A 14,042-nucleotide genomic window follows, 5' to 3' on the forward strand; every position below is an offset into this window, starting at 1 on the left:
GATGGGAGCCGAGCCGGGGTCGCCGGTGGTGATCGTCGGGGCCGGCGCCATCGGCGGGACCATCGCGCACGGGCTGGTCAAGGCCGGGCGGGACGTGGTGCTGGTGGACACCGACGCCGAGCACGTCGCCGCGATCAGGGAGCACGGCATCCGCGTCGAACGGCCCGACGGCACGCTGGACGTCTCGCCTCCCGTGACCGCGCTCATGCCGGACGAGTTCGCCGGTGAGCCGATCGGCCTGGCGCTGCTGGCCACCAAGTCCCAGCACACGGAGGCCGCCGCGGCCTGGCTCGCGGCCAGGCTGGCCGCGGACGGGATCGTGCTGTCCTGCCAGAACGGCGACACCCTGGAGGCCGCGGCCCGCCACCTCGGCGCCGGCCGGCTGCTGGCGGCCATGGTCGAGGTGGCCGCGGACGTCGTCGCCCCCGGGGTGATCCGGGACGGGGCGGCGGGCGGGCTGGCGATCGGCGAACCGGCCGGTGGCCCGACACCGCGGGTACACGCGGTGGCCGCGCTGCTCGACGCGTCGGTGCCGACCACGGTCTCGGCGAACGTCCGGGGCCTGCTGTGGGCCAAGCGGGGGATGGCGATGATGCTCACCGCGTCGGCGTTCGAGGACGCGCCCACCGCGCAGATCATCGATGCCCACCCGGAGGTGATGGCGGCGCTGGCCCGGGAGGTGCACGCGGTCGCCGTCGCCGGCGGGATCACGCCGGAGTCCTTCGACGGATACGACGCCGCGGCGTTCACGGCCGGCTCGGGCGAGGCGGCGCGGGCGGCGGTGGCGGCGCTGGCCGCCACCATCGCCACGTTCCGCAAGAAGCGCAGCGGGGTGTTCCGCGACCTCGTGGTGCGCCGCCGCCGCACCGAGGCCGGCCACGACCTGGCCGCGCTGCTGGGCGATGCCGGGCGGCTCGGCGTCGAGGTGCCGGCCTGCACGCTGCTGGCCAGGGTGCTCGGCGAACTCGAGGACGGCGAGCGCACGGTGGCCGCTCGCAACCTCGCGGAAATGCACGACGCGCTAGACCGACACTCCGCGCCGGACCCGGCGCGCTGACGAAAGAGGCGCCGCATGGCATCCGACATGCTGTCCACGAACATCACCCCGCCGGGGGACGCGCGGGCCTCGCCCCCGCCGCCCGACGGTGAGGACGAGATCCTGCCGATCGGCACCGCCCGCGGCTGGGGCCGGTGGGTGGTCACCCTCATCGTCGTCTTCCTGCTCGCCGAGCTGATCGTCTCCGTGACCCGCAACCCCCGGTTCGAGTGGCGGACGGTCGGGCACTACTTCGGGGCCTCGGCCATCCTGGACGGGCTGGGACTGAGCCTGCTGCTCACGGTCATCGTGACCGCTCTGGCGATCCCGCTGTCCCTGCTGGTGGCGGGCATGCGGCTGTCCTCGGTGCCGATCGCGCGCGCCGTCGCCTGGGCGTTCGTCTGGTTCTTCCGCAGCGTGCCGGCCCTGGTGCAGTTGCTGTTCTGGTTCAACCTCGCCGCGCTGTACCCCAAGCTCAGCATCGGGCTGCCCTTCCTCGGGCACTTCGCGTCGGCGGACGCCAACGAGGTGATCACGCCGATGGTCGCCGCCATCGTGGGGCTGACGCTGCACGAGGTGGCGTTCATGTCGGAGATCTTCCGAGCCGCGATCCTCTCCGTCTCCAAGGGACAGTCGGAGGCGGCCGCCGCCCTGGGGATGTCGCGAGGGCGTGCCTTCTGGCACGTCACGCTGCCGCAGGCGGTCCGGACCGCGATCCCGCCGGTCGCCGGGCAGGCGATCTCGCTGGTCAAGCTGACCGCGCTGGTGAGCTTCATCGGGCTGACCGACCTGCTGTACTCCGTGCAGCGGATCTACGCGGTCAACTTCAAGACGATCCCGCTGCTGCTCGTCGCCACCTGCTGGTACCTGATCGTCACCAGCATCATGTCGGTGGGCCAGTACTACCTGGAGCGCTATTTCGCCCGGGGCCACGGGCCGGCCCGGCAGCGGGGCAGGCAAGACCGGCGGCGGACGCCCGCCGCGACACTGGACGAAGGTGCGTGACCATGCCCATGCTGACCGCTCGTCAGATCGAGAAGTCCTACGGCGACTTGAAGGTGCTCAACGGGGTCGACCTGGACGTGGAGCGCGGCGAGGTGGTGTGCATCATCGGGCCGTCGGGCTCGGGCAAGAGCACCTTCCTGCGGTGCATCAACCACCTGGAGTCCATCGACCACGGCCGCATCACGCTGGACGGCGAGGTGATCGGGTACCGGCGCAGCGGCAACAGGATGATCGAGCTGTCCGACCGGCGGATCGCCCGCCAGCGCCAGGCCATCGGCATGGTCTTCCAGAGCTTCAACCTGTTCCCGCACAAGACCGTACTGGCCAACACCGCCCAGCCGCCGACGGTGCTCGGCAAGTGCGGCAAGGCCGAGGGCCGTGCCCGTGCGCTGGCGTTGCTGGAGCGGGTGGGCCTGTCCGACAAGGCCGACGCCTACCCGGCCCATCTGTCGGGCGGGCAACAGCAGCGGGTGGCGATCGCCCGGGCGCTGGCGATGGAGCCGAAGCTGCTGCTCTTCGACGAGCCGACCTCGGCGCTCGACCCGGAACTGGTGGGTGACGTGCTCGCCGTCATGAAGGACCTGGCCAACGACGGGCTGACCATGATCGTGGTCACCCACGAGATGGCCTTCGCCCGCGAGGTCGCCGACCGGGTCGTCTTCATGGGCGACGGGGTGGTCATCGAGCAGGGCTCGCCGCGACAGGTGCTCGAGAATCCGCGGCATGCCCGGACCCGGGCCTTTCTGCAGCGGGTGCAGGCGGCCGGCGGGCCGATCGACTAGCGGCGGCCGAAGAGCCGCTCGAAGACCCCCTCGAAGACGACCGATCGAAGAGACCGATCGAAAGACAAGGAAGAGCCCAGAGAATGACAGCCCTATCGCAGGGTCCCCGTACCCGCAAGGAACGGCGCCTGGACGACCGGTTCCGCTTCGGCCTGATGTGGTTCAATTCGCCGTCGCCGCACGTGACCTCCAAGGTCATGGCGGACCGCAATCCCGACGTGCTCGACGTGGACGTGCAGATCGAGTTGGCGCAGACGGCGGAGTCCATCGGGATGGACTTCCTGTTCTTCGCCGACGGCTACACCCACCACGGCGAGCACAGCGCCCGGGTGGGCCATGGCGAGCCGTGCCTGTTCTCGCCGGTGTGGGCGAGCGCGGTGATGGCGGCGACCAGGCACATCGGTGTGATCACGACGATGCACACCCGGTACCTGCCGCCCGCCGTCATCGCCCGGATCGGCGCGAACCTGGACGTGCTCAGCGGCGGCCGGTGGGGCTGGAACATCGTGCCGGGATCGAAGGCCTCCGAGGCGGCGCTGCTCGGCATCGAGGACGTCGAGGACCACGACGCCCGTTACGAGATGGCCGCCGAGGCGGTCGAGGCGGTGAAGGCGATCTGGGCCGCCGACGGCGCCGAGGTCGACTTCAAGGGCAGATATCACACCGTCCAGGGCACGCCGCGTGGCCCCGGACCGCTCCAGCGCCCGTGGCCCGCGCTGTTCAACGCCGGTGTGTCGCCGGCGGGCCAGAAGCTCATCGCCTCCACCTGCGACTACGCCTTCCTGTCGGTGTCGGAGGATCTGGCGAAGGTGAGCGCGCCGCTCGCCCAGCTCGGTGACGCGGTCGAGGCCGCGGGCCGTCCCCGCGACGCCGTGGTCGCGGCGGGCAGCATCGGGGTCGTCACCGCCGCGACGCACCGCGAGGCCGAGGAGAAGTTCGCGTTCATCCGGGAGTCGGTCGACATGGACGCGGCCCGGGCGTGGGCCGGTGCGTTCATGGGGCGCAGCCAGACCTACCAGGCGACCTACCAGGACACCGAGGCCGACGAGATCGCCCGGCGGGTGGGCGTCGCCGCCGGCAGCCGCGTGCTGGTGGGCACCCCTGAGGAGGTCGCCGAGCAGTTCATCGAGATCCATCGGATCACCGGGATGCGCGGCTTCATGGTGACGCCGCTGATGTGGTCGGTCGAGGAGCTGCGGCTGCTGGGCTCCGTGCTGCCGCACCTGGAACGCGCCGGCGTGTGGACCCCGCCGGCCCAGCGGGGGTGGTCGTGGTGACGGACGTCCAGTACAGCTCCTTCTCCTACCTCACGGCGGGGGAGGACTACGACGAGGTGGAACTGGCCCCGCAGGTGGGCCGTACGCCCCCGTACGACCTCGGGCTGACCGAGGAGCAGCAGGAGCGCACCCGTCGCCTCATGGCGGAGAACCTCATCATCAGCGTGCACGATCATCCGCACGTGTTCCCCGACGACATGGGCAGGCTGCGCGACTACGCGCGAGCGGGGCGCACCGCGCTCGGGTACGAGGGGTTGCGGCGGTCCGGGATGGACTGCGTCTTCGAGAACCTGGCCGGTCCGACCGGCTGCATCACCAGCGCGCACGGCTGGAAGTGGTCCGATGTGCTGTTCGACATCGGGATGCGGGTGTGCGACATCGACCACCAGTCCTACGTGGTGCTCGCCCGTACGGTGGCCGACATCCTCGAGGCCAAGCGCCAGGGGCGGATGGCACTGGTGCTCGGCATCGAGGCGGCCACCCCGATCGAGAACGAACTGGACCGGCTCGACCTGCTGTACGGCTTCGGGGTGCGCCAGGTCGGCATCGTCTACAACGACACGAACCTGCTCGGCTCCGGGCTGAAGGAGCTCCGTGACGGGGGGCTGAGCCGGTTCGGGCGGCGCGCGGTCAAGCGGATGAACGACCTGGGCATGTCCATCGACCTGTCGCACGCGGGCGACCGGACCAGCATCGAGGTCATCGAGGCGTCGGAGCGCCCGGTGATGATCACGCACGCGGGCGCCCGTGGCGTGTGGCCCTCCGAGCGGATGAAGCCCGACCACGTGCTGACGGCGCTCGCCGAGTCCGGCGGCCTGCTGGGCATCGAGGCCGCGCCGCACTCGACGGTCTCGCCCGCGCACCCCGAGCACTCCATCGACTCGGTGATGGACCACATGCTGTACTGCGTCGACCTGATGGGCATCGACGCGGTGACGTTCGGTCCGGACACCCTCTTCGGCGACCACGCCGGCCTGCACACCACGCTCGCCGGGGTGTTCGGCAAGGGCGGCCCGTCCGTCCCGCAGGCGGACCCGGACCCCGGCACCCGGGTGGGTGTCACGGACCCGGTGGCGAAGCACGTCGAGTACTGCGCCGGCCTGGAGAACCCGGGCGAGAACTTCTGGAACATCGTGGGCTGGCTGGTCAAGCACGGCTTCGCCGACGAGGACATCGCCAAGCTCTGCGGCGGCAACACGCTGCGCGTGCTGGAGCGAAGCTGGTGGGCGTAGTCCTGGTGCCGTCCGGCGATCCCCGGCCCGGGTCGCGCACCTCAGCCGCGGGGGGCGCTTGACGCGTCATATGTTGACACATCAACCATGTGCCTTATGATTGACGTGTCAATGAGATGAGGCGTCATGGCAGGTGAGACGGCCGCCGCCGCGGTGACGCGGCGGCGGATGACCACGGAGGAGCTCGCGATCTGGCGGTCGCTGCTGGACACGACCGCCGAGCTCCGGAGAATCCTCGGTGCGCAGTTGCAGCAGGAGTCGGATCTCTCCCCGGCCGACTACCAGGTGCTGCTGGCGTTGCACGAGGCGGACGGCAGGCGGCTGCGCTCCTCCGAGCTCGCGGCGAGCATCGACTGGGAGCGGAGCCGGCTGTCCCACCACCTCGGCCGGATGGAGCGGCGCGGCCTGATCCGGCGCGACGAGTGCGCCACTGACAGCCGCGGTGCCGAGGTCTCGTTCACGCAGGCCGGGGCGAACATGTTCCAGCGTGCGACCGGGCCCCATATGAGGGCCATCAAGAAACACTTCGCGGACGCTCTGACGCCCGAGCAGTTCGAGGCGCTCGCCGACGTCCTCCGGGCCCTGCGGCACCACCTCGGCGCGCAATCGGCTCCCGCCCGTAGCAGGGACGGTTCGTCGTGATCGGGGGAGCGCCGCCGCCCGTACGGTTGCCGTCGATCGCGGTCCTGGGCGCGGGGCACGTCGGTCCCGTCATCGCGCGGTTGGCGATCGCGGCCGGTTTCCGGGTGTCGATCGCGGCGTCGGGCGACCCGGCGGACATCGCGCTCATCACCGAGGTCCTGGCGCCGGGGGCCGAACCGCGGTGGGCGGCCGATGCCGTCGCGGACGCCGAGATCGTGGTGCTGGCGATCCCGCTCCACAGGTTCGCGACGTTCGACCCCGGTCTGGTGGCCGGCAGGCTCGTCGTCGACACGATGAACTACTGGCCGCCGGTCGACGGCGTCCAGGAGATGTTCGAGGATCGCCGGTACGGCAGCAGCGAGGTCGTGGCGCGCAGGCTGCCCAGGTCCACGATCGTCAAGACGTTCAACCACCTCGGCTACCACGAGCTCGAAGACGAGTGCCGGCCCGCCGGCTCGCCGCAACGCCGTGCGCTCGGGGTCGCGGGTGACGACCTGGGCGCGGTGGACGCCGTGGCGGACGTCGTCGAGCGCATCGGCTACGACGCCGTACGGCTGGGCGGCCTCGTCGCCGGCCGCCTCCTCGAACCCGGCGGCCCCGTCTTCGGGGTGTCGCTGCGCCGAGCCGAGTTCGAGGAGGCGGTGCGTGCCGAAGCCGCATGACGCGCCCTCGCTCAGCCTTTCCCGAACACTCCAGACAGGAAGCCCGACATGACATCGCAATCTTCGGACGCCGCGGGGTTCCCGCTCGTCCTCGGCCTCGACACCTTCGGCGATCTCACCGACGACCACGAGGGCCGCCCGCTCTCACATGCCCAGACGATCCGCAACGTCGTCGAGGAGGGCGTCCTCGCCGACCAGGTCGGGGTGGACTTCTTCGGCATCGGTGAACACCACACCGACGACTTCCCGATGCCGGCGGCCGACGTGGTGCTCAGCGCGATCGCCGCTCGCACGACCCGCATCCGGCTGGGGTCGGCGGTCACGGTACTGAGCTCGGACGACCCCGTCCGGGTGTTCCAGCGCTACTCCACCCTCGACGCCGTCTCCGGGGGGCGGGCGGAGGTGATCCTCGGGCGGGGTTCCAGCATCGACTCGTTCCCGCTGTTCGGGTACGACCTCGCCGACTACGAGAACCTCTTCGAAGAGAAGACGAACCTCTTCGCCGAACTCCTCAAGGGCGGGCCGGTCAGCTGGCAGGGCAAGACCCGCGCGTCGCTGCACGACCAGGACGTGGTGCCGCACACCGAGTCCGGCCCCTTCCCGGCGTGGATCGGCGTCGGCGGCAGCCCCCAGTCGGTCGTCCGCGCCGCGCAGTACGGGTTCTCGCTGATGCTCGCGATCATCGGCGGGTCGCCGGCGCGTTTCGCGCCCTTCTCCCAGCTCTACCAGCAGGCCCTCGGCCGGTTCGGACGAGGACCCCTGCCGGTCGGAGTGCACTCACCGGGGCATGTCGCCGTCACCGACGAAAAGGCCCGCGAGGAGTTCTGGCCGCGCTACCTGGAGGTCATCCGCCGGGTCAGCAAGACCCGGGGCTTCGCCGTCCCGAGCAAGGAGTCCTTCGCCCGCGAGATCGGGCCGCATGGGGCGCTCTACGTGGGGTCGCCGGAGACCGTCGCCCAGAAGATCGCCGCGAATCTCACCGTGCTCGGCGCGAACCGCTTCGACCTGAAGTACGGCATGGGAGGCCTCTCGCACGAGGCGCTCATGACCAACATCGAGCTCTACGGTACGCAGGTCATCCCGCGGGTCCGCGAACTCCTCGGGTGAGCGGGGGCTCGTGCGCCTCCCGGCGGGCGAGCCGGTCTTCGAGGCCGTTGAAGATGGTCTGGAGGCCGAACTCGAAGCTGTTGTCGGGCGCCTCCGCGTAGCCGGCGGCCGCCGTCGTCTCGAGGCGGGCGCGTAGCCGGGGGAACCGCTGCGCGATCTCGTTCGCCTGCGCGACGGTGTCCCGGATCAGTTCCTCGGCGTCTCCGCCCTCGCGGCTCAGCCGCCTGGTCAGCGAGGCCGTGGCCGACGCGCCGAGGGCGTTGCCGAGCACGAACGTGAAGACGGTGGCCATCGCCTGGTCCACCTCCTCGCCGGTGAATCCGGCCGCCTCGTAGACGGCGATGCTGTGGTCGTCGTGGCGCGCCTTGCCGGCACCGTAGAACAGGTGCGAGGAGAACGCCTGCACGAGCCAGGGGTGCGCGGTGAACATCGCGTAGAGGTCGTGGGCCATCGCGGTCGCCGCCGTCCGCCACCCGACCTCGCCGAGGTCGGGTAGCGCGACCTCGTGCCATACCTGGTCGCCGGCGAGCGTGACGAGATTGTCCTTGCTCTTGACGTGCCAGTAGACCGCCGTCGCGGCGGAGCCGAGCCGCTTGCCCAGGCTCCGCATGTTCAAGCCCTCCAGCCCTTCCGCGTCCAGCAGCTCGATGGCGGTCTGGACGATCTGCTCCCGGGTCAGCGTGTCGCGCGGCATGGACCCACGATAGGGCACGTCACGCGACTTGCACAATGTTCAAGAAAGCACTTGCACAACGTTCAAGTGCTCCCTAGAGTCTTGCCTTGAACGCAGTGCAAGTCGACACAGGGCAGGGGAGACATGGCGATCACCAAGGTGGCCGCGGCCATCACGGCCACCGGGCTACGCAAGTCCTACGGGGACCAGGTCGTGCTCGACGGCATCGACCTGAACATCCCGGAGGGGTCGGTCTTCTCGCTGCTGGGGCCGAATGGCGCCGGCAAGACCACCGCGGTCAAGATCTTGTCCACGCTCACCACGGCCGACGCCGGCACCGTGACGATCGCCGGGCATGACCTGGCCGGCGACCCGGACGGGGTCCGCGCCTCGATCGGGGTCACCGGCCAGTTCTCGGCGGTGGACATCTACCTCAACGCCGAGGAGAACCTGCGGCTGATGGCCGATCTGTGGCATCTGGACCGCCGCGTCGGCCGGCAGCGCTGTGCCGAGCTGATCGAGCAGTTCGATCTCGCCGAGGCCGCCAGGAAGCCGGTCGGCACCTATTCGGGCGGGATGAAGCGCCGGCTCGACCTCGCGATGACCTTGGTCGGCTCGCCGCGCATCATCTTCCTCGACGAGCCCACCACCGGCCTGGACCCCCGCGTCCGCCGCGCGACGTGGCAGATGATCCGCGACCGCGTCGCCGCCGGTGTCACGATCTTCCTCACGACGCAGTACCTCGAGGAGGCCGACCAGCTCGCCGACCGGATCGCGGTCCTCGACCACGGCGGGATCGTCGCCGAGGGCACCGCCGAGGAACTCAAGCGCCGCGTGCCCGGCGGCAGCATCGTCCTGGGCTTCGCCACCGTCGCCGCACTCGACGAGGCCGCCCGCACGCTGGGCGGGCCGGCCATCCGCGACGACGACGGCCTCGTGCTTCAGATCCCCAGCGACGGCAGCGCCCAGTCGGTGCAGGCGGTGCTCAACCGGCTGGACAGCCGGTCGATCCAGAACCTCTCGCTGCACACCCCCGACCTCGACGACGTCTTCCTCGCCCTGACCGGCCGGTCCGGCACCGGCACCGGCGACGACACCGACACCGACACCGACACCGAGCTCCACCTCGACACCGACAAGAAGGCCCAGGCATGAGCACCGCGACCTACGCCGTGTCCGACACGGTCACCCTGCTGCGACGCAACCTCAAGAACAACCTGCGCTACCCGACCACGGCGATCGCGATCGTCGGCATCCCCGTGCTGTTCCTGCTGCTGTTCGTCTACGTCTTCGGTGGCGCACTGGGCACCGCCGTCACCCCCATGGCCGACGGCAGCACCGCCTACGTCGACTACGTCCTGCCCGGCCTGCTCATCATGACCGCCGCCACCGGATCACTCGGCACCGCCACCTCGACCAGCGTCGACATGACCGAAGGCATCATCGCCCGGTTCCGCACCATGGCGATCTTCCGCCCGTCCATCCTGATCGCCCGCGTCATCTCCAGCGTGATCCAGACGCTGACCAGCATGGCCCTGGTCCTCGGCATCGCAGTGCTGATGGGCTTTTCGCCCACCGCCGGCTTCGGCGACTGGATCGCCGCGATCGGCCTGCTCGCGTTGACCAGCTTCGCGCTCACCTGGCTCGGTATCGCCTTCGGTCTCGCGGCCAAGACCCTGGACGCCGCCAGCAACGCTCCCTTCCCGCTGATCCTGCTGCCGTTCGTCGGCTCCGGGATCGTGCCCACCGACTCGATGCCGACCGCTGTGCGCTACTTCGCCGAGTACCAGCCCTTCACTCCCATCATCGAAACCCTCCGCGGGCTGCTCATGGGCACGCCCATCGGTGACAGCGGCATCCTCGCCGTCGCCTGGTGCGCCGGCATCACGGCCCTCGGCTTCTGTTGGGCGTTGAAGGCCTTCGCCCGCGACCGCACCCGCTGAGCGCACGCCACCACGGCCCGCGGCGACCAGGTCGCCGTGGGCCGTGCGTCGGCATGTCCGCGCCCGGCGCGAGTATTGACGCCGAGTATTCTCTCAGTGTAGACACTCGGTTATGACCGTTCCTCTTGCACTTCTCGGGCTGCTCGAACGAGAGCCGAGCCACGGCTATGACCTCAAACGCGACTACGACGCCTACTTCGGCCGGCACCGGCCGCTGCCGTTCTCACAGGTCTACGCGACCCTGAGCCGCCTGGCGCGCGACGGGAAGGTGCTGGTCGGGGAGCCCGAGCCGGGGGCGGGCCCCGATCGGAAGCGCTACGTCATCACCGACCTGGGGGCCACCGAGGTCGAGACCTGGCTGGCCGAGCCGGTCGAGGCCGAGCCGCACCTGCAGACGGTGCTGTTCACCAAGGTCGTGCTGGCGCTGATGCTGGACCGCGATGCCGAGGCGTACCTCGACGCCCAGCGTGCGGCGCACCTGCGGCGGATGCGGGAGCTGACCGAGATCAAGCGGACCGGCCCGCTGGTCGACAGGCTCCTCGCCGATCACGGCCTGTTCCATCTGGAGGCCGATCTCCGGTGGATCGAGCTGACCACGGCGAGGCTCGACGCGCTGGCGTCGCAGGTGCGGTCATGAGCGCGGCCGGAGCCTCCACCCGGCCGGGCACGGGGGAGTTCCTCGTCGAAGCGCGCGACGTCGTACGGTCGTTCGGCCAGACCCCCGCCCTGCGGGGAGCGAACCTGTCGGTGGCAGCCGGTGAGATCCTCGCCATCATGGGGCCGAGCGGCTCGGGCAAGTCGACCCTGCTGCACTGCCTGGCCGGGATCCTCGTGCCCGACAGCGGCGAGGTCCGGTTCGACGGCCGCCGGGTCGACGCCATGGGCGAGACCGCGCGCAGCGCCCTGCGCCGGGATCGCTTCGGGTTCGTCTTCCAGTTCGGCCAGCTCGTCCCCGAGCTGAGCGCGGAGGAGAACGTCGCCCTGCCGTTGCTGCTGGCCGGCACCCGCAGGGCGGGAGCGGTGGCGGAGGCCCGGGCGTGGTTCGGGCGGCTCGGCCTGGACGGTCTGGAAGGGCGCAGGTCCGGGGAGCTGTCGGGCGGGCAGGCCCAGCGCGTCGCGCTCGCCCGGGCCCTGGTCGCCCGGCCCGGCGTACTGTTCGCCGACGAGCCGACCGGGTCGCTCGACTCGCTCACCGGCGAGCACGTCATGGATCTGCTGGTCACCGCCGCCCGCGAGCAGGGCACCACCGTCCTGCTCGTGACCCATGAGCCGCGGGTCGCCGCGTACGCCGACCGCGAAGTCATCGTCCGCGACGGAACGGTCACCCCCACGTCCGTCGAGCGGGTCGCCTCGTGATCCGTCTCGGACTCCGCCTGACACTGGCCGGCGGCAGGGAGGCGGCCGGCCGTCTCACCCTCATCGCGGCAGCTGTGGCGCTGGGGGTCGGCATGCTGCTGGGCACCCTGGCGGCCATCAACGGCACCGACACCCAGAACGCCCGCAACGCCTGGCTCAACACCGGCGCGGTGGCGAGCCCGTCCGCGACCGCGTCGACGGCGGACCCGCTGTGGTGGCTGCTCCGGGCCGACAACTTCGACGGGAGGACCATCGGCCGGGTCGACGTCGCCGCGAGCGGGCCGCAGTCGCCGGTCCCGCCGGGCATCCCGCGGCTGCCCGGGCCCGGGCAGTTCTACGCCTCGCCCGCGCTCAGCGAGCTGATCCGATCCACTCCGGCGGCCGAGCTCGCCGCACGCTTTCCCGGACGTCAGGCAGGCACGATCGGCCCGGCGGCGCTCCCCGGCCCGGACTCCCTGATCATCATCATCGGCCACAGCCCCGACCAGCTCTCGAAGAACCGCGAGGCCGAGCGCGTCACCTCGATCACGGACGTCACCCCGAGCAGTTGTGCCGGTCCCGACTGCGGTGTCCGGGTCGGTATCGACGCCAACGGCATCGCCCTCGTCCTCTCCGTGGTGGCGGTCGCCCTGATCTTCCCGGTGCTCATCCTCATCGGGACGGCGACCCGGCTCTCGGCGGCCCGCCGTGAGCAGCGCTTCGCCGCGATGCGCCTGGTCGGCGCGACACCCCGGCAGATCTCGGTGATCTCGGCGGTCGAGTCGACCGTCGCCGCGGTCCTCGGCGTCGCCCTCGGCTTCGGCCTGTTCTTCCTGTTCCGCCCGGTGCTGGCGGCGGTCGACTTCACCGGCACGCGGTTCTTCACCGATGACCTGTCGCTCGGCCTGTCCGACGTCCTGTTCGTCGCCGCCGGGGTCCCGGCCGGGGCGGTGGTCGTGGCACGGATCGCGCTGCGCCGGGTGCAGATCTCCCCGCTCGGCGTCACCCGGCGGGTCACCCCCCGCCCGCCCCGCGTCTACCGGCTCCTCCCGCTGGCCGCGGGCCTCGGTGAACTCGCGTACTTCATCGGCCGGGTTCCGGAGAGCATCAGCGGCCAGATCGGGGCGTTCATCCCGGGGGCCCTGCTGGTCCTGGCCGGGATCGTCATCGCCGGGCCGTGGCTGACGATGGCCGGAGCCCGGGTCCTGGCCCGCCGCACCGGCCGGCCGGCCGCGCTCGTCGCCGGGCGCCGGCTCTCGGACGACCCGAGGGCGGGCTTCCGCGCGGTCAGCGGGCTCGTCCTCGCCCTCTGCGTCACCAGCGGCACCGTCGGGGTCATCACCGCGATGGCCGCCGAGCGCGGCCTCCCGAAGAGCGACGCGGCCATCGGCAACACGGTGATCGCCGACTTCGTCCACGGCCGCGCGGCCTCCGGGCAGCCGGTCGCGGTCGCGGCCCCGCCCCGGGACGCCGTCCAGGCCCAGCTGCACTCGATACCGGGCGTGCGCGGTGTGACGGTGATCCACACCAATCCGCTCGGCACCCCCGACCCGGCCTGGGGCGACCCTGACGAGTTCGGCCCGCCGCACCCGGCCGGCCTGGCATCGTGCGCGCAGCTCGCCACCACGCCGGCCTTCAGCGTGTGCCCGCCCGGGGCCGAGTCGGCATCGGTCGCACCGAATTTCGGCGGCTTCGGCTACGGACCCCCGAACAGCTGGCCCCGGGTCTGGCCTGCGGCGGCCATCTCCACCCGGCGGCTCCAGGACCTTCCGGTTCAGCAGGTCGTCGTGGCCACGGACGGGTCGAAGCAGGCGATCGAGCGGGCGCGGACCGTCCTCGCGAACGCCTATCCCGACGAGCTGATCCCCGACACCATCGCGGAGGAGCGCGCCTGGTCGTCACGGAACCTCGCCGAGTTCCAGCAACTGGCCAACGTGGTGATCCTGGTCAGTTTCCCCATCGCCGGCTGCAGTCTGGCGGTGAGCGTGGCCGGCGGCCTGAGCGACCGCAAACGGCCGTTCAGCCTGCTGCGCCTCACCGGCGTGCCCCTCGGCGTGCTGCGACGCGTCGTCCTGCTGGAGAGCGCGGTCCCGCTCCTCGCCGTGGCCCTGGTGGCGATCGGAACAGGCTTCCTGGCCGCCCAGCTGTTCCTGCAGGCACAGTTCGGCTACTCGCTCCGAGCGCCGGGACCCGCGTACTACCTCACCGTCCTCGGCGGGCTGGTCACGTCCTTGGGGATCATCGCCTCCACCCTGCCCCTGCTCAGGCGGATCACCGGGCCGGAGACGGCGCGCAACGAGTGAGCGGGCCCGGCGACGGCGCGGTCCGGACCGTACGCCGTCGCCCGG

14 protein-coding genes are annotated in these 14,042 nt (G+C 71.2%); 13 read left to right on the forward strand and 1 reads right to left on the reverse strand.

Annotated elements, in window-relative coordinates; translation table 11 throughout:
• The first annotated feature begins 1 nt into the window (after position 1).
• From ACRYCC_RS10940 to ACRYCC_RS10975, 8 genes are all read left to right on the forward strand, one after another.
• Complete coding sequence (locus tag ACRYCC_RS10940) at positions 2-1,057, forward strand: ketopantoate reductase family protein (RefSeq protein WP_433810893.1); 1,056 nt, start codon at positions 2-4, stop codon at positions 1,055-1,057.
• Positions 1,058-1,072: 15 nt separating this feature from the next.
• Positions 1,073-2,041, forward strand: coding sequence for an amino acid ABC transporter permease (locus ACRYCC_RS10945; RefSeq protein WP_433810895.1), 969 nt, complete (start codon positions 1,073-1,075; stop codon positions 2,039-2,041).
• An 8-nt stretch (positions 2,042-2,049) separates the two neighbouring features.
• Positions 2,050-2,823 (forward strand): amino acid ABC transporter ATP-binding protein, encoded by a 774-nt coding sequence (locus ACRYCC_RS10950; protein ID WP_433812140.1) that lies wholly within the window; start codon positions 2,050-2,052, stop codon positions 2,821-2,823.
• Between the two features lie 83 nt (positions 2,824-2,906).
• Positions 2,907-4,100, forward strand: coding sequence for an LLM class flavin-dependent oxidoreductase (locus ACRYCC_RS10955; protein ID WP_433810897.1), 1,194 nt, complete (start codon positions 2,907-2,909; stop codon positions 4,098-4,100).
• A complete protein-coding gene (locus tag ACRYCC_RS10960; protein ID WP_433810899.1) occupies positions 4,097-5,332 on the forward strand; it encodes a dipeptidase in 1,236 nt (411 codons plus the stop codon). Before ACRYCC_RS10955 ends, ACRYCC_RS10960 begins: the two co-directional genes overlap by 4 nt.
• 126 nt (positions 5,333-5,458) lie before the next feature.
• Positions 5,459-5,974 carry a MarR family winged helix-turn-helix transcriptional regulator gene (locus ACRYCC_RS10965; RefSeq protein WP_433810901.1) on the forward strand — a complete coding sequence of 172 codons (516 nt, stop codon included), beginning with the start codon at positions 5,459-5,461 and terminating at the stop codon, positions 5,972-5,974.
• Positions 5,971-6,636, forward strand: a complete 666-nt coding sequence (locus ACRYCC_RS10970; RefSeq protein ID WP_433810903.1) for an NADPH-dependent F420 reductase — start codon at positions 5,971-5,973, stop codon at positions 6,634-6,636. Before ACRYCC_RS10965 ends, ACRYCC_RS10970 begins: the two co-directional genes overlap by 4 nt.
• A 48-nt stretch (positions 6,637-6,684) precedes the next feature.
• Positions 6,685-7,743, forward strand: coding sequence for an LLM class flavin-dependent oxidoreductase (locus ACRYCC_RS10975; protein ID WP_433810905.1), 1,059 nt, complete (start codon positions 6,685-6,687; stop codon positions 7,741-7,743).
• Here ACRYCC_RS10975 and ACRYCC_RS10980 read toward each other — a convergent pair.
• Complete coding sequence (locus tag ACRYCC_RS10980) at positions 7,712-8,437, reverse strand: TetR/AcrR family transcriptional regulator C-terminal domain-containing protein (protein WP_433810906.1); 726 nt, start codon at positions 8,435-8,437, stop codon at positions 7,712-7,714. The genes ACRYCC_RS10975 and ACRYCC_RS10980 overlap by 32 nt on opposite strands.
• A gap of 123 nt (positions 8,438-8,560) precedes the next feature.
• On the opposite strand from ACRYCC_RS10980, the gene ACRYCC_RS10985 reads away from it, so the two are divergent.
• From ACRYCC_RS10985 to ACRYCC_RS11005, 5 genes are all read left to right on the forward strand, one after another.
• Entirely contained in the window at positions 8,561-9,571 is a 1,011-nt protein-coding gene (locus tag ACRYCC_RS10985) for an ATP-binding cassette domain-containing protein (protein ID WP_433810908.1), read from the forward strand.
• A complete protein-coding gene (locus tag ACRYCC_RS10990; RefSeq protein ID WP_433810910.1) occupies positions 9,568-10,359 on the forward strand; it encodes an ABC transporter permease in 792 nt (263 codons plus the stop codon). Before ACRYCC_RS10985 ends, ACRYCC_RS10990 begins: the two co-directional genes overlap by 4 nt.
• Before the next feature lie 112 nt (positions 10,360-10,471).
• Complete coding sequence (locus tag ACRYCC_RS10995) at positions 10,472-10,996, forward strand: PadR family transcriptional regulator (protein ID WP_433810912.1); 525 nt, start codon at positions 10,472-10,474, stop codon at positions 10,994-10,996.
• Entirely contained in the window at positions 10,993-11,715 is a 723-nt protein-coding gene (locus ACRYCC_RS11000; RefSeq protein WP_433810914.1) for an ABC transporter ATP-binding protein, read from the forward strand. The genes ACRYCC_RS10995 and ACRYCC_RS11000 overlap by 4 nt, the downstream gene beginning before the upstream one ends.
• Positions 11,712-13,997 carry an FtsX-like permease family protein gene (locus ACRYCC_RS11005; protein ID WP_433810916.1) on the forward strand — a complete coding sequence of 762 codons (2,286 nt, stop codon included), beginning with the start codon at positions 11,712-11,714 and terminating at the stop codon, positions 13,995-13,997. Before ACRYCC_RS11000 ends, ACRYCC_RS11005 begins: the two co-directional genes overlap by 4 nt.
• Positions 13,998-14,042: the final 45 nt, after the last annotated feature.

Source organism: Actinomadura scrupuli, from assembly GCF_050971785.1.
Classification (GTDB): Bacteria; Actinomycetota; Actinomycetes; order Streptosporangiales; family Streptosporangiaceae; genus Actinomadura_E; species Actinomadura_E scrupuli.